This window comes from Microbulbifer okhotskensis (genome assembly GCF_023895975.1).
GTDB lineage: Bacteria > Pseudomonadota > Gammaproteobacteria > Pseudomonadales > Cellvibrionaceae > Microbulbifer > Microbulbifer okhotskensis.
This window is the reverse complement of record NZ_JALBWM010000033.1, coordinates 1-19,360: the sequence shown is the minus strand read 5'-3', so window position 1 is coordinate 19,360 and position 19,360 is coordinate 1. Positions and strand designations below refer to the sequence as shown.

Genomic DNA, 19,360 nt, shown 5'->3' with positions numbered 1-19,360 from the left:
TGGTTGCTCCGGCAAGTAAAGAAGGATAAAAAAATGGCAAGAAAGTATATTTATATTCCAATAAACAGTAGCGAAATGCAGGAGTATGCACAGGAGCTGGCAAAGGCTTGGAATATACCGGTGAATCAAATTCTGGCAAATAAGTTTTCCTCTGGTGTTGGCAAAGCCATGTATCGGTGGGTGAACCAATGCCTGAGTAAGTTAACTGCTGCAGATACGCTCTATGTGGTTACGCATGGCACCGGTGCTGGTGATGGGCAATTTATTGGCGCTGAGCGTTCCAGTAGCGATAGTAAACAGAAAAAAGTTTATATGAACGGTATGCCTCATTGGGAAGGTGGGGAATGGAAAACCTATTCGCCCCAACAATTAGCGAACACCCTTGTGAAAGAAGGTCTGCCAATTAACTTTGTCAATCTCCATGTTTGTGCTTGTGGTTCTGGTTATGACGGTGAGAAATTGAGACCCTGGGCTCAACGTATGCACCAGGCAATGGCTGCTACCTACAGGAATATCCGGGTCACTGGATACCGAGGCTGGTTTTCATGCAGTACCAACCGGGTATGTATTAAAGTGGGTTCACAATTTTACCCGCTGGAGGAGCGCGCGGTTACATTCTCCTGAGGTCTGAGCTTCTGACCTAATATTAACTTTTAGGTCACGGTAAGCCTGATCGATTAGCTTTAATGGAGCAACATAAATAGTTGTTGGCGCAAGAAAAATCGGCGTTTTAATGGATTTAAGACGCCAGCTTAGAAGGCTGTGTGCCTAATGGAGTAAAACAGGCCGCTTGTTGAAAACGCCATTTTCACCTGGGGCTGCCTCATGTTGGCGAGCTCTCCACGAAACTTTGAGCACCGGCATATTGGATTTGCAGCTCAACACTCCCACCTCGGATTAGCAAGCTGCCAGACAACCTTGTTTTAAAAATCTGTCAAAGGGTGGGCTTCTGGCACAAAACAGCGCTCCTTGTACTCTTTCAGGTATACCCTGAATAGATTGTTGTAGAAAGACCTGTACGGCATCTATTCAGGGACAACCCTCTTAATGACCGTTGATCAGCTACTTATCCTGATTATCTTATCTGTGACCATCACCTTGTTTATCTGGGGGCGGTGGCGCCACGATATGGTCGCTTTGGCGGCTTTGTTGGTTTGCGTATTTGTCGGTCTTATTCCTCCGCAAAATGCCTTTATTGGCTTTGGCCACCCTGCGGTGGTCACGATAGCCTGTGTATTAATTCTGAGTCGCGGTTTACAAAATACGGGTGCGATGGATGCGCTGGCGCTACGGGTGGTGCGCAAGAGCGGCAACACTTCGATTGCCATTTTGTTATTGACGGGGTTGGGTGCCTTCCTATCCAGCTTTATGAATAACGTCGGAGCTCTGGCATTATTGATGCCAGTGGCAGCAGATATGGCTGAAAAGCAAAATTTGGCACTGGGAAAAATTTTAATGCCACTGTCCTTTGGCACTATTTTGGGGGGGATGACCACTTTGATTGGTACGCCGCCAAACTTGGTGGTATCCGGTTTTCGTGCCGATGCCGGTGCGGGTAGTTATGGGATGTTCGACTTCACGCCGGTGGGCCTGGCGGTTGCGGTGGTGGGAGTTATTTTTATCGCCCTTGTTGGCTGGCGTCTGGTGCCAGCACGGAATCGGGTAAGTGCCTCTTCTTTTGAAACAGGCACTTACCTGACGGAAGCTCTGGTAGAAGAAAAAAGCACTGCCGCGGGTAAGAAACTACGTGATATCACCAAGTTGTTGGAGACAGAGGATGCTCAGGTAGTGGGGGTTGTACATAACGATGCCAGGGTGTCGCCGGCCACACCTTGGCAAATTGTGCGTAGTGGCGACATCCTGGTAATTGAGGCAGAGCCGGAGAGTCTTGCCACCTGCCTCTCTAATCTCGGCTTGAAAATGATGGGTGCTCCGGGGACGGGGCAGTTGGGGACGAGGCAGAGAGATGGTGGGGAATCTTTGGCAAGTTGGCAGGGGTCGCGCAAAAAAGATACGGGCAGTGGACCGGCCGATCGGGAAGAAATGCAGTTGAGAGAGCTGGTGATTATGCCCGACTCCGCATTGGTGGGCCGATCAGTGCGCTTTTCACGCCTGGCCGCCCGCTACCAGATTCAGCTGTTGGCACTGTCCCGTCAGGGGCGCCGCTCTGTGCGCAGGTTGCGCTTGACACCATTGCTGGCAGGGGATGCCCTATTGATGATGGGGGCCGATGATAACCTGAATAGCTTCGCCCGTGAGCAGGGCTGCGTACCGCTGGCGCCGCGACATATCAGTATGCCCAATAAAGAGAAGGCCGCGATTGCACTTGTCTCCATGATAATTGCGGTCGCCGGTGCCGCCTTTGGCTTACTGCCGGCCGCAATTTCCTTTGCAACCTGTGTGCTGGCCTTTATGGCACTGAAAATAGTGCCTTTGCGCAATGTCTATGAATCCGTGGATGGCTCGGTGGTGGTTCTGTTGGGAACCCTGATTGCAGTCGCCGATGTTATGGAGACAACCGGTGCGGCGGATCTGGCAGCGCAGCTTTTACTTGATGTGTTGGCTCAGGGGAGTGCCGTCTTCGCACTGGGATTGATATTGATTATTACCATGACCCTGTCAGATTTTATGAATAATGTCGCCACAGCAGCAGTGATGTGTTCCATCGCTATGAGCACAGCAGAACAGTTGGCGGTGAACCCCGACAGCTTCCTGATGGCCGTTGCAATCGGGGCCTCCTGTGCCTTTTTGACACCGGTGGGGCACCAGAACAATACATTGATCTTGGGGCCCGGTGGGTTTAATTTCGGGGATTACTGGAAGATGGGTTTGCCGCTCGAGTTGCTGGTGCTCTTGGTGAGTATCCCCATGCTCCTGTGGGTCTGGCCCCTATGAATGCCTATGCGGGGCTATCACGCGATTGAGTCGTCTAGCGGCTGTGCCAGCTCGGTCATAAACTTACTGCAAAAGCGCAGTATGTCGGTGACAGTGACGATACCCACCAGCTCCCCTTCACGCATGACAAGCACGGAACCGATACTGGTGTCGGCCATTGCCAGTAGGATCTTATCTAAGGGGTCAAGGATATCTGCAATAAAGGGGCGTCTGGCACAGAGGTCATGGACGTAAAGTTGTTGCTCTTCCAGGCGATGTCCGGGGGCATTGGCCCTTTCGATGTCTCCGCGGGAAATTACTGTTTCGAGGTCCCCGGCACGGGTAACTGGCAGATGGCGCACCTTGTGTTCTTCCATCAGTGCCAGGGCGTCCTCGACCGTGGCGTTGATATCGATATGATAGGGGAATGGCGTCATTAAAGCTGCCAATGTAGGAATATGGTGAATATTATTGGGATTGGACATGGCTTGCGGTGGTATCCAATTGTATTTGGCAATATGCCTGATTACCGTTATAAAATGCCTAATTTGCAATTGACGACTGCAGCTACAATATAGCTAATTGCAGCTCCAGTGAATATCCTTTTTAGAACGGAGATATGGCCGCCTTTGTTACGGTTTTTAGTACTGATAGTGGATTATTCCTATTATATTCAGGTATAGGGACACAAATGGTTGATATTTGCCGGTGAAAGATTATTATTCGCGACCTCAGTCGAGAAATATAATCAGTGATTCGGCGTGATTTCAGAAAAGGGCTGGAGCCGGCAAGTTTTTAATAATGTACTTGCCAAATTTCTCTAACGCCGGAACTCGCTGGTGCAGTGGTATCTACTATAGATATCAGGCAATTCATAATATGCCGGATTGAACATCGCCCAGTTGCCTCCTGTCGGCTAACCGTGATGTTTGAGACTTTTTACTCGGTATATCCGGAATAACAACCTGTGTCGTCTAGCGCCACAGTTATCTCTGTGTTTGTTAATAACCGTCGTTGAGGTTTATTGAATGTTTCAGGAATACGAACAACTTGAACAACAAATCGCCGAACACCAGGCAAGAATTGAAGAGCTGCAAGAGCAAATGGCACAGGCAGAGCGCAAGAAAGATGGCGTAATTGCTTTTGATAAGGCATTGGTTAATCTCGCTGCCGAGCACCAGATGGAAGAAGACGAGTTCTTCGTCGCTCGCGGCCAACAGATAGTTGAGTGGCTGGTTGCCCAGCTGAATGAGGACGAGCCAGCGGATTATGTACAAACGCTGAAAGCGCGTGTTGCCCGTCATTTGAAGAAAGAAGGTGACAGCCCGCGCCGTGGTCGCCGCGCCGCGCCGGCAGCCAAGGCCGCCGAGCCAAAGCTTGAAACCGGCCACTACCGCAACCCATACACCGGCGCTACTGTCGAAAAGAAAAAGCGCAATCCTAAGGCTCTGAGCCAGTGGATTGATGAGTATGGTTTGGACACTGTTAAAGAGTGGAAAATCTGATCTAAGGTTTTCTGCGATTTGGTGCCGGGCAGCCGGCATCAAATATTTTCTAGAATCAATTTGATTTCGCCGCATTGTCTGGCGCTTCTACCGCATTTCACCTTTACTTAGCCTATCTTTTTTTGCATAAGTCTGCGCAATCATTTGCCTGGGAGTATGTGCTGTGTCCTCAAGACTTAAGTTAGCTTTTTTCTGTTTGTTTTTTGTGCTGTTTAGCGCTGGCTCGACTTATGCCGTTTCGACGGAGTCAGAACCTCAGGTGATTTATTTAATTCGCCACGCTGAAAAAGAGAAGGGCCCAGGTACTGGCAGAGACCCCCATCTGACTGAGGCCGGCCAGCGACGAGCACAGCAACTCGCCTATATCCTCGGTGAAGTTGATATCGAGGCGGTATACAGTACTGACTACAATCGCACTCGGGAAACGGCAACACCCCTGGCAAAAGAACTCGATCTTGACGTCAACATTTACAATCCAAAAGAATTAAAACAGTTTGCCGAGACTCTAGCGCAGGCCGGCAATCGTGTCTTGGTGGTAGGCCACAGTAATACAACCCGAAAACTGGCCGAGTTGCTCGGCGGTGAAAAAGGCAGGCCCATCCGTGAGGCGAGTGAATTTGATCGCCTTTACATTTTGGTGCGGGATGGCGATCAGGTGACAACCTTGATCCATCGTTATGGTGCAGTCAAACCACCGCGAACTGACAATACTGTCAGTAGAGCGGCACAAAGTGATTAGTTGATTAACGTCTTCACGAAGGTTTCAACAACTCTTGAGGCGGGACCGTGGCGGTGCTCCTTGAAAGCGTCGCCCACACTACTGCGCTCCAAATTGAGTTCTACCGTATGGGCTCCGGCCAGATTGGCACACTCGACAAATCCCGCTGCCGGGTAGACACTTCCCGAAGTGCCGATACTAATAAACAGATCGCATTCCGACAGTTGCCTGTAGATAGTTTCCATTTGCAGAGGTATTTCACCAAACCAGACAACCTGAGGGCGTAAGGCCCCTCTTTGTCGGCAGCAGGTACAAGTATCTGTTACCGAGAGGCTTGAGGTAAGTGAAAATATTTTGCCGCTCAAGCTACAGCGAGCCTTGAGCAATTCCCCATGCATATGGATCAGATTCTGGCTACCTGCGCGCTCGTGTAGGTCGTCAATATTTTGTGTTACCAGAAGAAAGCTGCCGAGAAAATGCTTTTCTAGTTTAGCCAGGGCCTTGTGAGCGGGATTGGGAGTGATTTCTGTGGATAATAATTGCTGACGCCGTTCGTTATAGAATTTCTGCACTTGCTCTGGGTTCCGATCAAATGCCTCGGGAGTGGCGACATCCTCCAGTCGATGATTTTCCCATAGCCCGTCGGCACTGCGGAAAGTGCCTATCCCCGATTCAGCCGAAATACCGGCTCCGGTAAGTACGGCAATTTTTTGGTAGTGATTTTCCATCGTTTGTAAAAAAACCTTATCCGCGATAAAGCATGCCACCATACTCTGCACACTGGAGTTAATTTCGATAATATTTGGTCTATACCGGTCTTTATCGGCGCCCATTTTACACAATTAAGCTGACACAATAGTGTGTCGACGCCGGCCAATAGCCGGCGCAAACCCATTAAATATCTGCAAGCTTGTCGATTTGCACGAGTATATTTTGTATTGAGAATATACGGGTATATTTTACTTTAATGCATTTTGAGTTTTGGTTTTACGAACCGATTGGCCTGTCCAATCAGGTAGAGCAGCATTGCCCGTGGCCAGCCGTGTACGGCTGCCAAGTGCATCCGGTAGAGGGAGCGGTAGGCGAGACCCGCAAGGCGACCCTCAACGGTGAGGCTGCCTTTTACCAGTGCGCCCATCAAGTTACCGATAGCAGTGTACTGGCTCAGGGATACCAGTGAGCCGCGGTCGCGATAGTAAAAATGATGCAGTGGTTTATCCTCAAGCAGGGCGATAATATTCTCGCCGACCAAGGTTGCCATTTGTTGCGCTGCCTGGGCTCGCGGTGGTACGCGCTGATGATTGCTATCGATGCAGCTGGCGCAATCTCCCATTGCAAAAATGTGGGGATCGGTCTGGGTCTGCAGGGTGGTCTCCACTTCGATCTGGTTGAGACGGTTTGTATTGAGATCATTCAGGCGGGTGAGAAACTCCGGTGCTTTTACCCCGGCTGCCCATACCCGAATAGTCGCCGGAACTTCCCTGCCGCAAGAAGTGGTCAACCCGGATTGGGTCGCGCCGGCAATATGGTGACCGGTAAGAACTTTGACTCCCATCTTGGCCAGTTCCCGCTCGGCATTATTGCCGATACGTTTTGGAAGAGCGGGAAGCAAGTGATCCCCCCCTTCAATCAGAGTAATTTCCATGGCGTTCGGGCGGATGCGTCCATAGTTGCCAACCAGCTTTACGGCATCGACCAACTCTGCAGATAGTTCAACACCCGTTGCGCCGCCACCGACAATCGCAACCTGTAATTTTTTGTCGACGCGGGTTTCCAAGCGCAAGAAACGATTGAGAAGATTTTGGTGGAATTGTTGTGCTTCATTACTGCTATCGAGAAAGGCACAGTGCTCTTTTATTCCGGGGATATGGAAATCGTTACTATGCCCACCGATACATAATACCAAATAGTCGTACTCAAGCTCGCGCTCAGGTACCAGTTCGTTGCCACCCTCGTCATTGACGGCCTCCAGCTCTATGATCTTACGCTTGCGGTTGAGAGATTTCAGACTGCCAAGTTGAAATTCATAGCCATGGGTGCGGGCGTGTACTTGGTAGTTCAGCGCATCCACATTGGCATCCAATGCACCGGAGGCCACTTGATGTAACAGTGGTTTCCAGAGGTGGGTACGATTTTTATCGACAAGTGTGACTTGTGCGATGGGGAATTTTCGCTGGCGCCTTAAGCAGGGCGTAAAAGAAAAATACTGCCCGAGCCGCGTCGCTAAATGCAAGCCACTGGCACCGCCGCCAACTATAACAATTTTCTTCATGATAGGGTCTTCCTGTCGATTACTAAAACCCGACTCCCCAATCTGTGAAGACCTTTTTTTGTGTCGGCAATATCGCTCACCGACGTTTTTTCTAGCGCCAGTATGTCGCGATAGAAAATAGATGACAAGTCTATAAAGCGGGTATGGTACCCATAGCAGTGTGCTTAAAATCCCACAGCCTTAACGGGTCTATATAGTGCTAGTTGATCAAACCCCCTACGCCTGAGTTTGAACGGATTCGCTATCTTGCGAGATAAGTGCACGCCAGTCGGCGTTGCCGCGCAAATGTATACTGACTTCCGATGTCTGTGAGCCCGCCACCACACCAATGATCGAAGCCTGGGCGTAGCCCCGTTGTAATAGCGCTGCTACGCAGGCTTCGGCCTGATTGACCGGAACAGCCGCCAGGAGCCCCCCGCAGGTCTGTGGATCGGTGATAAGTGACCAGTGCGGAAGTGCTTGCCACTCCTGGGGATTTTGTACAAATGCGTAAGCACTGGCATTTTGTGGTTGCAGGCTGGAGAGCCATCCCTGCTCTGCACAGGTAGCAGCACCAGAAATTAAAGGCAGGTTATCGGCAATCAGTGTTGCGCTGAGTCCATCGGGGCCGAGCATCTCCAACAAGTGGCCCAGCAACCCGAAACCGGTGACATCCGTCAGTGCGCGGGCACCGTGTCGGGCAAAGATTTCCGCCGCATCCGCATTGCTATGCAGCATGGTTTCCAGAGCTTGTTGTAACCATAGGCCGCGGGCCTCCCCAGCACCTTCTGCTGCCAGGATAGTGCCCACGCCCAGGGGTTTACTGAGGATCAGACAATCCCCTCTACGGGCACCGGTTTTCTCCAGAATCTGTTCTCGCTCGGCCAGGCCATTAACTGTGAGGCCCATTAGCATTTCGGCACCTTCAGCCGTGTGTCCGCCAGACAGGGCACAATGGTGGCGATTCAGTTCGTGGATGGCACCTGCGAGCAGTTGCTGCAGATCGCGCTGGGTAATTTCCTCTGCGGCGGCGGGTAGCGTAGCCAGTATCTGTGCACTAGCGGGGCGAGCATTCATGGCAAACAGGTCAGATAAAGCATGCAGCGCGGCGAGCCGGCCAAATAGCCAGGGGTCATCGACCGGTGCGCGCAGTTGATCGGAACTTTGTACCAGTAAATGGTTGGAAGGGATGTCCATAACTGCAGCATCATCACCGACCCCCCGAAGCAGGTATTCCGAGTGTTGCTCCGGTAGTGTTTCCAGTGTACGGCGCAGGATATCAGCCCCGACTTTTGCTCCACAGCCATTGCAGCGCATAGGAGAAAGGGAGATGCCTGAACGCTGGTTTACGACTTCGCGGGACTGTGTCGGAGCGGCGCCATCCATCGATATGGGCAGCCCGCTGAAGCGCTGCATAAATACGCGGTCAATATGATCTTTCCAGCGCCACAGGAGATTACCGGAGACGGCCAGGCCATTGCGTACGGCGACGGCCTGCCTGTCCCCGCAGGAAAGTAGGCTGAGAAAATCTTTCTGTGGGTGGTAGCGCTTCAATGGGCGTCGGGTTAACGACGCACGCAGATTATGGAATAAAACGGGGCCCTGGCGAACTGCATAAACACCGGCTTTAGGTAATGGCTCAGGTGCGAAACAGGCGACATCACCTGCGGCAAAAATGTTCTCCTGGTCTTGGGCACGCAGTGTTTGATCAACCAGGACGAAACCTTTTTTATCCAAGCAAAGCTTTGAATTTGCCAGCCAGGGTGGCGCGCAGGCATCAGTGGTCAATAGAACTTGGTCCAGGGGCAGACAGCTGCCGCAGTCATTCACTACGCCTTGCTCGGTAATTTCACTCACGGGCCAATTGTGATGTAACTGAACCCCCAGTTTTTCCAACGCCTTGACTACCAACTTGCGTGCCATCGCTGGGTAGCCCTGGGGGATGGCATCGGCACCATGAATGAGGTGAATCTGTACCTGTCCGGTTTTAACGGCAGTTTTCAATGCAAAGGCCATTGCCATCGCCAGCTCACAGCCGCCAGCTCCACCGCCAACAATACCCAGTCGTAAGTCGGAGCTGTTGTCTGCCACCTGTTTTTGCAGCTTTTGCCAGAAGCGGTAGAAGTGTCCAATGGGTTTAATCGGTATCGCCAGTTCGGAGCCGGGTAGTTCACGGGCGGGAGTGGCGCCGACATCGAGTGACAGGAGGTCGTATTCTAGCGGCGGCCGGCCGAGTAGGGATACGGTGCGGGCGCTGGTATCAATCCCATGAGCGCATGCCTGAATAAAGCGTGCACCAGCCGCCCGGCAAAGCCTGGCGAGATCGATATGAGTGTCATCCAGTGAGTAGTGGCCCGCTACCATGCCGGGTAGCATGCCTGAATAGGCGGTTTGTACTTGGGGGGATACTAGGGTCAAGCGTGCACCGGGTAGGGGGTTCATGGCCCACATCTGCAGCACAATAGCGTGGCTATGGCCGCCGCCGACCAAAAGGATATCCTGATAGTTTGGGTGCTCCTGCATATTCACTCACTGGCTGGGTAAAAGTAAAAATGAGAGGCGGTAATCCATCCTGGCTTCCCAAATTCCCGCGCCGCGCAATGCCACTTATGGATAAATAGTAGACAGTTCATCTATGAGTGCGACCGAATGAGCGACGTGGCTGGCTATTATCGCGGATAGTGGCGCCAGGGTAAAAAAATCCCCAGGTGCTGGTCTTTACTGTATGGGCCTAAATGCAGTTGCACCCAGCATAAAATTCATTTCCCGGCGCTTAATTCTAATGCCCCCAGAGCCCGATTCTCCAAGTGTCCTGTTTCGCCGCATACTGTGGGGGCTGATAGCCGTATTGATGCTGGTGGCAGTGGTGCAACTGTGGGCAGCGCATACTTTGAGGGAAAAAACACAGCATTGGTTGCAGCAGCGCGGTCTGGATTTCCAGGTGAGTTATTTACGTGTGTCACTGCTGGATCTCCGGGTCATTGCCCTGGGCGTAAAAGCCGAGAATGCTGAGGGGCGAGGCTTTTCGGCACGGGAAGTAATGCTCGACTACAGCTGGTGGCAACTCCTACGCGGGCGTGTGCATTTACCTAAAGCCTCTGTGAGTGGTGCCTACATGGATTTGCAATCCACTCCCGGTCAGTTGGCGCGTATCTGGGAGGTGGGAGGGTGGAATCTTGGGGGCGGTAAAGGAAAAGACCGGGATTTAGAGTTGTCGATTGATTGGGCTCGCATACGCGATAGCGAGATCTGTTATTTACACAAACCCATTTGGCCCACAGCAACCTGTGCGTCTATCGGCGATCTGCACACAGATAACTTCCAGCTGGATCTTTGGCGCAAGGGCGATATGCCTCTCCACGTAGATATTGATGTTGGCAATATGCAGCTGCATGACCTATTGGCCTGGGAGAAGGGGATTACTCCATACAATACGGTGATAGGCAGCCTGCATAGTAAAACGGTCAGCTTTCTCTGGCCGAGCTTGCAAACGGGCGCGGATGAACTAAACGCAGAGTATTTTTCCGGTTGCCCACCGCAACGATGGGCTGATGCTATTCAGGGATTACAGCGATTGATCGGTCACTGTGCCGCAGCGCGGCACCTGCAGGCCGAAGGGAATCTAAAGTTTGAGTTTGGTCGCAAAGCGCTCGCGCGCTGGCAGCAGCTAAACGGAGAAGATGTGGTGCTGCGGCGCAGTGATCAGCGCTGGCAGGACTGGCGAGCGACGAAGATCAGCATAAGCAACTTTGACTTTTTACGTCCGATGAAACGCCTGCAGTGGCAGCGCGGCTATGCTGAGGCGTTTGACTGGTGTCCCCGGCATTTGCGCAACACCAATTCACACCTTTGTCTTCGAGCTGGCGACTTAAGTCTGTCACAGGCCACTGTCTTCGATTGGACCCACCGGTTAAAAATTAATACCGGAGCCAGTGCAATCAGCCGGGGTTACTTGCTGGATATGGCGCAACCACGCCCCAATCCACTCAAGGCCGAAGAGGGTCTATTTGGGCCACTGCAGTTTGATGCTGTCACCCGAGTCCTCTCTTTTGAGCACCTTGCCATCGAGAGCGCCAACGGTTGTGTGCCAAGCGAACTCTGGCAAAAGCCTGATTATTGCGTTGCTATGCAAGGCCTGCAAAGCAGTGAGCAGTTTGATTTTCGTTTTGGCTCTGAGGAGCGTGATATCAGCTGGGGGCTATCCAGTGGCCCGCTACAGCTAGCGCAATTTTCGATAGGTGCTAAAGGGCAGCCGCAGGCCAAGCTGCGGGAATTACGCTGGCAGGCCGTTGATACTATTGCCAGAGATAGCCCCTTATCGATTCAGGATTTTTTCCTGCAATCTCTCTCCGGTTGTTTGCCCCGGGATTTTTTACCCACAACTTGGCAGCCTCTATGCGCTCGGGTAAACAGCTTTGCAGGACGAGGGCACTTTGCCTGGCAGCGAGGGGAGGAGGGATATGCCATTTTAGGCCAGCTGAGGCTTCAGAGGTTGCTCTTGAATGACTCAGGGAATGCCGGGGAGGGTCTGTTGCTCCAACAGCTGCAGACCGGAGAGAGTTTGATAAAAAGAAAGGTGGCGGATAACCCCTGGGTGGTGAGCACCCCGTTGCCTGGAATTCCCGCTGGCGTTGGAGCAGACAGCAGTGGCGCTGAAAAAGGGAAGCTGAATCAACAGGATGATGAAATTAAACCAGATACCGGTGACTTAGCACTGGCGATGATCGAAATTCCCAATCTAAAAATAAAAAAAAGCGCTTTAAAAAAATTAGATGGATGCCTTACTGAAGGTTGGGTAAGGCTTATTTATCGTGGTAGTCAAGAGCCAGATGAAATGCCCGTGTGTTTTAATATTCGTGAACTGCATCAAAAGGCTCCGCTACTTTTGGCATGGCAGCACGGAATAGATCTCTTAGTTGAAGAGGTCACCGTCGCCAGGGCGCTGGCGAAAACGGCTGATGAGAAAACGCTGCTAGATCTATCCGGTATCAAATTACCACTTGTCCGGGTACGACATCACTCCCTCCCCGAAGCGCTGACCTATGTCGCTTTGCCAGGTGCCTCTGCGAGTAATTTCAATAGCTGTTTTCCTGGTAAACAGGAATTCACGCTGCTGGAGATTCATTGCACAGAGTTAGGGGGATTGTCTCTCGGAGAGTACTTTTATCTATATTCTGGCGCCCAGTACGCATCTGCCAATATGGATAACTCTGCGATAGAAAAAATTAAATTGGTCAATCGGCTGGGCATTGCAACGGTTGATATAGCGGGTGTAATAGTGCCAGAGCTTGAGATACTTTGGTCACAAAAAAATAGTGTAGAGTCCAAGATCTCCCTAAAAAATATTGCCGCAGATACCCTCACTGTCTGCTTAGCGAAGCTGGTACGATCCGACAAATCGTTACCAGCCTGTGTATTTGGTAGGAATTTTCACTCTGTTGGTCAGAGTGGTTGGTCAATTGATGAAATAGAGTTTAAAAAGCAGATTAAAGCTGTACCCTTGTGGCAAATGGGCAGTATCTCAACAGAGAGAATGGCATTTTCATCTGATACCTTGAACTTCTATGGTTTGAATATTGACGGTATTCTATTTTGTGGGCTAAGGACGTTTTTCCCCGAAGATCGTAGTAAGGCGGGAATAGCAGACTGTATTGAAACTCAGCAGTTGAGCTTTAAAGACATCTCTGTAAAGCTGGGTTTGAACAAAACAGTTCCACAGCTGAAATTGGGTCGATTAACTAGCCAGCCGATAGCCTTTTGGCAAAAAGATGTTAATTTTTTACAGGCTGGACTACAAAAATTAAGTTGGCAAAGTTTTTCTTGGGATAGCGGAGTAGCATTCACAATATCCGCTCTGGATATTCAGAATATCCGTGTTTGTACACAAGAGAGTGGGCTAACGGTGACTGTGTCAAGGTTAGCGCGTGCCATAGTGGGGGATTCCTATCATTGCTTTGGTGTTGATAGAGTTTCAATGCCCGGGCTACAAAAAATAGACTTGTCCAATCCCTGGTCGGTACAGGGCTCTATTCAATTGGCAGGGTTGTCAATTCCAAGAAAAAATATGAGCCCTGTTAAAATTCCAAAACTCGAGATTGATGACATAGCCATTCAAGGGGAATCCTTGGCACAAGCTTCCGGTGCCAGAGGTTGTTTACCCGCTGGGCTCGTAAAGGATGCTGCTGTGGCCCCCTGTTATGAGTTGGGTGCTTTTAGTGTTGGTAAAGTAGAAAGTTCAACTGGAGCCGGTGGGCGGCGACTTATTCTATCGGGTATTCGATTTAACAACGTACAGCTACATGAGAAAAATTTCCCTCAAGACCTGCCGTTGAAACTTCTGTCAGTATCCGGAATGACAGCGGGGCAACTTTATATTGATCGCCAGGGAGTCGATTTCAAAGCATTGGAGTTTGACGACATTTCAGGTTGTTTCCCCAGCGGCTATCTGGACGATGGCGATCATTGCTTTGCATTTACGAGCCTCCTGCTGGAAGGGACACTTCGTCGTGGAAAAGGGGCTGAGCTGAGCACCCTACGGATCAATGATATTGTTTTGCTTTCACCAAGAGGAGAGGAACTGGTTCAGGGCCAGAGTATTATTCTGTCTCAGTTGCAAATCACTAATACAGGGATACGCTTTGAGTCCGGTGAAGCTGTTCACTTCCATTTCTTTGAACGAAGCGCAAACAGTCTTGAATTTGATCGCCATAACTGGATTGGTGATTTCAAATATCTGTGGGTGGAGGAGTTTAGCTACTACTGGCAGCAGAAGATTCTAGATGTTGGCTTTATCGATTTTTTACGTCCTCGATTTATTCTTTTGCGAGATCTATCCAGGAAGTTACCAATTATCAATGAGATTAATGAGCTGAGAGGGTTCGTGGGTGTAGATACATGGAGGCGCAATGAAAACACGTTGCCATTTCTATATCATATTGGAGATATCTATCTCAAACATGGCACCTTCACCTGGGTGGATCATCAGGATGAGTTTCGAGCGCGCCTTCCCGTGAGAGATATTAATTTTAATCTCAGCGATTTAAGTAATTTGGCGGAACACCCGCCAGCTATGTTGGTAGTGAATGGTAGGCCTGGTGGTTTTGGAGAGCTGCAAATCGGTGGGACTATCGATTACCTGGGGGATAAAAAGTGGGATGCTGATCTTACCGGATATTTTTCCAGCGTGAATTTAATTCCAGCTACGCCCTATATGGCGAAATTGCTGGGATTTAAAATTCTTCAAGGGCAGGCGGATGCCGTGGTCAATATTCAAGTCAATGAGAATGAACTTAATGGTTTCGCCGACATTAAGTTGGAGAAGCTGAAAGTTAGGCGGGTGCGCAAGGATGACCAACTTCCGGTTAAATCCACATTTGTTCCGCTGAATATTGCTTTGTGGTTGCTGAAGGATGGGCAGGGAAATATTAAATTTGCTATGCCAGTGAGCGGTAATATTCGTGATCCAAAATTTTCATTCAGCTTTGTATTTAGCGAACTCCTGCAGAAAGCTGTTATAGATGCGCTGGTAAGCTACTTTACCCCTTATGGAATTTACTTGCTGGCAAAATTTGCTTGGGGCCGGTTTACTGTTAAATCGTTTGACGCGGTTGATTTTGAGCCCGGAAGTGCAAAGTTAAATAACCTTGCCTTGGCACAGTTGCAGCGTATGGTTGTAATTTTGAACGAGCATCCCGATACGCGACCTGGTGTCTGTGGTATATCAAATGCTCGGGATTGGCAGGCGCTGCAGCCCTATGCTGCTGTGGGTTTAAGCCGGAGCCGGAGAATATTAGTAGAATTTTATCGAAATCCATCGCCATCACTACGCGATGAGCTCGAAAAGCTGGCGATGGCGCGTAGTCGTGAAGTTGAGAAATACTTAATTGATGCAGGGATTCAGGCCTCAGAGTTGATTTCCTGCGCCCCCGATTATATTGGTCGGGACTTTGGTGATCCTAGGGTTGAGTTTTCAAATTAGCGCATAAATTTTCTGCTTTTGGCATTGCGGATAAACCTCTATCGACGCTTTCAGTGTGCAAACTTCTTTCGATATTACTTCAGTATTGTGAAAAGCACAGACTTGAAATGGTACGCCAAATCCAGATTGGATTTATGGCTTGCTCAAAACAACGGTGATGACTAAATTTATTCTCTTGAACAAGCTGTGAAGTTTCGGCATAGTGAATTCTGCTCAGTGGGCGGTATGCCTCTAAAGGGTTTTTGTTGGGGCGTCAGGGAATAAAAGGGAATATAAATGCGAGTTTTATTTTTTGTATTGTTTTTTCTAGCTCCTTTATTTTCTAAAGCTGCAGATATAAAAGTGCAGCAAGAGCCTTTGAAAACTCTTTCAACGTGTTTGATTATGCATAGTTGGCGTGCTTGGGGAATATGGCAGTATGAAGTCTATGCTCTCGCAAGAAATAGAGTGCTGGTTGGAGCTAAGGACAATCACTACCTGGTCACCTCTACTGAGCCTGGCTATTCTCATATAGTCAATGGGGATGTCGTTGCGCGTTATCCTGAAGCGGTCGCTTTGCAGGAGCTTGGCAATGGTTGCCAGGAAAACTGTCCCGTAAATCATATCAAGCGCACAAGTTGGTTTAAGCGGCGCTGTAAGGCATATTCACCTTGAGTTGATCTCAGTGAAATCTATCTTTAACCAATAAAACTTTTTCTTATCCTAATTATAAGTAGTTGCTAGGTAAAATTTATGACACAAGTACAGGGAAGCTGCCTGTGTGGCTCGGTGACAATTAAAGCCACTTTGCCCTCAGAAAACTTGGGTGTTTGTCACTGCGGTATGTGTAAAAAGTGGAATGGAGGCCCTTTATTGGCGGTCGATTGCCAGACCAGCGTTGAAATCACGGGGGAAGAGTATGTCACGGTGTTTGATTCCTCGATGTGGGCTGAGCGGGGCTTTTGCTCAAACTGTGGCTCCCACTTGTTTTACCACCTGAAGGAGACTTCCCAGTACTCAGTTCCAGCCGGTATTTTTGATCTCCCAGTAAATACCAAGATGACTCATCAAATATTCATTGATGAGAAGCCGGATTACTATGAGTTCGCTAACGACACGCAAAATATCACCGGCTTAGAATTAGTCACTGAATACTCGTGAGTGTGAGCACTTACTATCACCGCGCGGCGGTGGTTCTCAATGGCTAGTTTGACGCTTTGAGAGCAATTTAGAGTTACTATAGTGTTTCAGGGCTGTATTGCTTTGCCCCTCCCATGGCCATACAAGCTCTCAGAATAACCCATCAAATCCTCAGGATTGGCAGTACTTGCCTTGTGTCTAAGGGGTTGTGCGCGGGTATTCTGATTTCTTGCCGCGGCAGTTTTTTCAGAAGAAGTTGCCGGGCGTTGAAGTTGTAACTAAATAGTAATACGGACTAGCGAAATTCCATGACTGAAACCGAAATTGTAGAAATTTTCTTGGCCAACCAATGGTGGTCGATCATTGCCTTGGTCGTGTTTGTGATAGGTGTTACCTTGTGCTGGTTTGGAGGGCTGATGGCGGCGCTGACTGCACTGGGTAATAAGCGCTGGGTATGGGGGATTACAACAATTGTTCTCGGGCCTATTACCGGTATTCCCTACGCTTTGCGCTACAAGGAAGCTGAATATGCTCGCTCCCTGATGTTGCGGGGTGTATGGGCTCTATTGCTTGGCCTGATTATGGTTGCAGCTATTCTATTGCTGGGTCGATAACAGCGAATTATGCGCTGGCTTAACGCCGGCGCATTTCCCTGCTAACTTTGACAGTCATACTTACATACTGATTAATGACTTTTACTTTTGATTAAGCGATCAGTGCGCAGGCGCTCACGTTTATCAAAAAGTTTCCTTGATGCCAGCGTAACGGCGATAAATGTGCCGAAACCGGTGCCCGAGGCAATAGCAAATAAAATAAGGATTTGATACTTCACAGCTATCGTAGGTGAAGTACCAGAAAGAATTTGCCCAGTCATCATTCCTGGTAGAAAGACTATCCCGGCGGCGGCCATGGCATTGATGGTAGGCATCAGTCCTGCGCGCATAGCATCTCGACGAAACTCCAGACAGGCCTGTTGCCAGGGTTGTCCCAGCATTAATCGGTTTTCGATAATGTCTCGTGATCGCTGCATACTTTCTGTTAATCGGTCCAGGCTCAAGGCAACACCGGTCATGGTATTGCCCAGTAGCATCCCCAGCAGGGGGATAGAGTACTGGGGCTGATACCAGGGTTCGGGGGCAATCAGCACGACTAAACATAAGAGGGTGATACAAAAGGCCGATACCAGCATCGATAGAGTGCCCACGGCAAAGCTCCAGCCCCCGCGCAAACGATACTTTTGCCGGGATGCCACTTGTTGCCCGGCAAATAGCAGCATTGCCAGCGCCAGTAGACTGACCCAAAGTAAGCTGCCAACGGCAAACAGAGAATCCAATACCAACCCTATTAGGGTGAGCTGAATAACCGTACGTACGGCGGCAATAATCAGTGACTTGCCGAGCTGTAGTCGTGCGATATGGGTGCAAACCGCTAGGGCGAGTACCAGTCCTGCTGCCAGTGACAACTGCCACCAGGATAGGTCGATCACATTCATCGGTGGATCTCCTGTTCTTCTAATTGATCGCCAACAATGGTCAGATGTCGGTGTGCAATCCGCTGAATTTGCTCCCGGCTGTGCGCGACCCAAATCGTTGGGTACCGGTGTTTTTCAATAAGAGCGATAAGCCACCGCTCCACTTCCTGAGTTGTGTCGACGTCCAAATTAGCCGTAGGTTCGTCCAAGAGCAGTGCCTGGGGCCTATAAGACAGTGCCCGAACAAGAGCTAACCGCTGCTTTTCTCCAGACGAGAGCCGATTTACCTGCCACTTTTCTGTGTCTTCAGGAAAACCAAGGGCCAGAAGAGCGCGGGGCATGGGCGTGAGAAAGTGCTCGCCGACGGTATCCCCCCACCAGGCACTTTGCGCAGGAACCAATATGACCCGGCGCCGCCAATGGTGCGCGGGATAAGCGCCCTGGGGTTTATTGTCCAGGAGGATGTCACCCGCGTGTGACTCCAGGTCGGCAATGGCTCGAAGCAAGCGGCTTTTACCTGATCCAGAGGGGCCGGATATACATGTAATCCGCCCTGGTTTTAGGCTAAAACTGATTCTAACAAGGGTACCTATAGAAAGGTCTTTGACTTTGAGCTCTGGCATGGATAGCCCTGTAATTATTCAATACCAATGATTATCCTGAGAATGACTGGTTGCGTGAAGGATATATATTTAGTTAAATTTAGTATTGTGTGGATGCTTAAATGTGGATTAGGGTTTACTTGGCTCTATAGTTCATAATATATCAACCTAAGAGATTGCATTCTTTGTATATCATAAAAACATGAGATTACTTTTCCCCTATTGCAACTTTTATCATTGCGATGAAATCAGGGGTTCTTTTTTAAGGAGTCAGTAATGCTAAAAAAAATAATATCTATTGTTTTTTGTGTATCCCTTGCGGCATGTGCGAATCAAAATGTTACTCAGAGCGACAGCGAGTGCGGTCTAGAGCAACTCATGCTAGGAGTAAGTTGTATCGAGCCCGACTTGGATGAGATTGTAAAACATCCGCTGGGTTCCCCAGGAAATCCCGTAAGGGCGGATGGTCCAGCAGGGCAGCGTGAGTATCTCTCACGGCTTGTCTGTACCAACGGCGAACCTGTCTCAGAATTCAAACGAACTTCAAGTGCAGGTATGGGGCCATGGGGTTTCATTTTGGATTCTTATGTGGTTCTTTGTGATACACATCAAGGTGTCATTGAGCATAACGTATATTTGGATCTATATCATAAAGGCTATAGGGAAACAGAAGTAGCTGAAGGTTTTGGCGATATAATGCTGTAGCAGTTTGTTGAGACGTGAGATCTTTGAGAAAGAGGGGTGGGTGCTTAAATTATTATTAAATTGATTGTGAGAATTTCTATTTCCTGCATTCAACTCTGAAGTGCATCACCCTTTAGGCTGCTGCAGCAGCCGTATAT

Annotated in this window: 15 protein-coding genes; 9 read left to right on the top strand and 6 right to left on the bottom strand. The window is 49.6% G+C overall.

What is annotated here, in order from left to right; all coding sequences use genetic code 11:
• Window positions 1-33 precede the first annotated feature (33 nt).
• Together MO867_RS09760 and MO867_RS09755 are read left to right on the top strand one after the other, a co-directional pair.
• The gene (locus MO867_RS09760; protein ID WP_252466209.1) at window positions 34-624 is read left to right on the top strand and encodes a hypothetical protein; all 591 of its coding nucleotides are present in this window, start codon (window positions 34-36) and stop codon (window positions 622-624) included.
• Between the two features lie 423 nt (window positions 625-1,047).
• Window positions 1,048-2,895, top strand: a complete 1,848-nt coding sequence (locus tag MO867_RS09755) for an SLC13 family permease (protein ID WP_252466208.1) — start codon at window positions 1,048-1,050, stop codon at window positions 2,893-2,895.
• Between the two features lie 17 nt (window positions 2,896-2,912).
• Here the strand turns inward: MO867_RS09755 and MO867_RS09750 are convergent, their stop codons facing one another.
• Window positions 2,913-3,359, bottom strand: coding sequence for a CBS domain-containing protein (locus MO867_RS09750; protein ID WP_252466207.1), 447 nt, complete (start codon window positions 3,357-3,359; stop codon window positions 2,913-2,915).
• Between the two features lie 543 nt (window positions 3,360-3,902).
• Here MO867_RS09750 and MO867_RS09745 point away from each other — a divergent pair.
• Window positions 3,903-4,379 carry a DNA binding protein gene (locus tag MO867_RS09745; RefSeq protein ID WP_252466206.1) on the top strand — a complete coding sequence of 159 codons (477 nt, stop codon included), beginning with the start codon at window positions 3,903-3,905 and terminating at the stop codon, window positions 4,377-4,379.
• Window positions 4,380-4,542: 163 nt separating this feature from the next.
• Complete coding sequence (locus MO867_RS09740; protein WP_252466205.1) at window positions 4,543-5,118, top strand: SixA phosphatase family protein; 576 nt, start codon at window positions 4,543-4,545, stop codon at window positions 5,116-5,118.
• On the opposite strand, the gene cobB is transcribed toward MO867_RS09740, so the two are convergent.
• The 3 genes from cobB to MO867_RS09725 all read right to left on the bottom strand — a co-directional run bounded on the left by cobB (window position 5,115) and on the right by MO867_RS09725 (window position 9,871).
• Window positions 5,115-5,930 (bottom strand): Sir2 family NAD+-dependent deacetylase, encoded by an 816-nt coding sequence (gene cobB, locus MO867_RS09735; RefSeq protein WP_252466204.1) that lies wholly within the window; start codon window positions 5,928-5,930, stop codon window positions 5,115-5,117. The two genes, MO867_RS09740 and cobB, sit on opposite strands and share 4 nt — an antisense overlap.
• Window positions 5,931-6,061: 131 nt before the next feature.
• Window positions 6,062-7,369 (bottom strand): NAD(P)/FAD-dependent oxidoreductase, encoded by a 1,308-nt coding sequence (locus tag MO867_RS09730; protein ID WP_252466203.1) that lies wholly within the window; start codon window positions 7,367-7,369, stop codon window positions 6,062-6,064.
• 216 nt (window positions 7,370-7,585) lie between these two features.
• Complete coding sequence (locus MO867_RS09725) at window positions 7,586-9,871, bottom strand: selenide, water dikinase SelD (RefSeq protein WP_252466201.1); 2,286 nt, start codon at window positions 9,869-9,871, stop codon at window positions 7,586-7,588.
• A 259-nt stretch (window positions 9,872-10,130) separates the two neighbouring features.
• On the opposite strand from MO867_RS09725, the gene MO867_RS09720 reads away from it, so the two are divergent.
• From MO867_RS09720 to MO867_RS09705, 4 genes are all read left to right on the top strand, one after another.
• Window positions 10,131-15,326: a DUF748 domain-containing protein gene (locus tag MO867_RS09720; RefSeq protein ID WP_252466199.1), complete on the top strand. Its 5,196-nt coding sequence runs from the start codon at window positions 10,131-10,133 to the stop codon at window positions 15,324-15,326.
• A 276-nt stretch (window positions 15,327-15,602) separates the two neighbouring features.
• Window positions 15,603-15,980: a hypothetical protein gene (locus tag MO867_RS09715; RefSeq protein WP_252466197.1), complete on the top strand. Its 378-nt coding sequence runs from the start codon at window positions 15,603-15,605 to the stop codon at window positions 15,978-15,980.
• Window positions 15,981-16,058: 78 nt separating this feature from the next.
• On the top strand, window positions 16,059-16,466 hold the full coding sequence (locus MO867_RS09710; RefSeq protein ID WP_252466196.1) for a GFA family protein: 408 nt from the start codon (window positions 16,059-16,061) through the stop codon (window positions 16,464-16,466).
• Between the two features lie 287 nt (window positions 16,467-16,753).
• Window positions 16,754-17,059 carry a hypothetical protein gene (locus MO867_RS09705; protein WP_252466194.1) on the top strand — a complete coding sequence of 102 codons (306 nt, stop codon included), beginning with the start codon at window positions 16,754-16,756 and terminating at the stop codon, window positions 17,057-17,059.
• Window positions 17,060-17,130: 71 nt separating this feature from the next.
• On the opposite strand, the gene MO867_RS09700 is transcribed toward MO867_RS09705, so the two are convergent.
• Both MO867_RS09700 and MO867_RS09695 read right to left on the bottom strand, forming a co-directional pair.
• A complete protein-coding gene (locus MO867_RS09700) occupies window positions 17,131-17,937 on the bottom strand; it encodes an ABC transporter permease (RefSeq protein ID WP_252466193.1) in 807 nt (268 codons plus the stop codon).
• Window positions 17,934-18,539: an ABC transporter ATP-binding protein gene (locus MO867_RS09695; RefSeq protein WP_252466192.1), complete on the bottom strand. Its 606-nt coding sequence runs from the start codon at window positions 18,537-18,539 to the stop codon at window positions 17,934-17,936. Before MO867_RS09695 ends, MO867_RS09700 begins: the two co-directional genes overlap by 4 nt.
• 255 nt (window positions 18,540-18,794) lie before the next feature.
• Here MO867_RS09695 and MO867_RS09690 point away from each other — a divergent pair, with 255 nt between their 5' ends.
• Window positions 18,795-19,223 (top strand): hypothetical protein, encoded by a 429-nt coding sequence (locus tag MO867_RS09690; RefSeq protein WP_252466191.1) that lies wholly within the window; start codon window positions 18,795-18,797, stop codon window positions 19,221-19,223.
• Window positions 19,224-19,360: the final 137 nt, after the last annotated feature.

Excerpts from the sequence above, each read along its gene's own strand:
- MO867_RS09760 (WP_252466209.1), top strand. The coding sequence starts at position 34 with ATGGCAAGAAAGTATATTTATATTCCAATAAACAGTAGCGAAATGCAG.
- MO867_RS09755 (WP_252466208.1), top strand. The coding sequence starts at position 1,048 with ATGACCGTTGATCAGCTACTTATCCTGATTATCTTATCTGTGACCATC.
- MO867_RS09750 (WP_252466207.1), bottom strand. The coding sequence starts at position 3,359 with ATGTCCAATCCCAATAATATTCACCATATTCCTACATTGGCAGCTTTA.
- MO867_RS09745 (WP_252466206.1), top strand. The coding sequence starts at position 3,903 with ATGTTTCAGGAATACGAACAACTTGAACAACAAATCGCCGAACACCAG.
- cobB (WP_252466204.1), bottom strand. The coding sequence starts at position 5,930 with ATGGGCGCCGATAAAGACCGGTATAGACCAAATATTATCGAAATTAAC.
- MO867_RS09730 (WP_252466203.1), bottom strand. The coding sequence starts at position 7,369 with ATGAAGAAAATTGTTATAGTTGGCGGCGGTGCCAGTGGCTTGCATTTA.
- MO867_RS09725 (WP_252466201.1), bottom strand. The coding sequence starts at position 9,871 with ATGCAGGAGCACCCAAACTATCAGGATATCCTTTTGGTCGGCGGCGGC.
- MO867_RS09720 (WP_252466199.1), top strand. The coding sequence starts at position 10,131 with ATGCCCCCAGAGCCCGATTCTCCAAGTGTCCTGTTTCGCCGCATACTG.
- MO867_RS09715 (WP_252466197.1), top strand. The coding sequence starts at position 15,603 with ATGCGAGTTTTATTTTTTGTATTGTTTTTTCTAGCTCCTTTATTTTCT.
- MO867_RS09710 (WP_252466196.1), top strand. The coding sequence starts at position 16,059 with ATGACACAAGTACAGGGAAGCTGCCTGTGTGGCTCGGTGACAATTAAA.
- MO867_RS09705 (WP_252466194.1), top strand. The coding sequence starts at position 16,754 with ATGACTGAAACCGAAATTGTAGAAATTTTCTTGGCCAACCAATGGTGG.
- MO867_RS09700 (WP_252466193.1), bottom strand. The coding sequence starts at position 17,937 with ATGAATGTGATCGACCTATCCTGGTGGCAGTTGTCACTGGCAGCAGGA.
- MO867_RS09695 (WP_252466192.1), bottom strand. The coding sequence starts at position 18,539 with ATGCCAGAGCTCAAAGTCAAAGACCTTTCTATAGGTACCCTTGTTAGA.
- MO867_RS09690 (WP_252466191.1), top strand. The coding sequence starts at position 18,795 with ATGCTAAAAAAAATAATATCTATTGTTTTTTGTGTATCCCTTGCGGCA.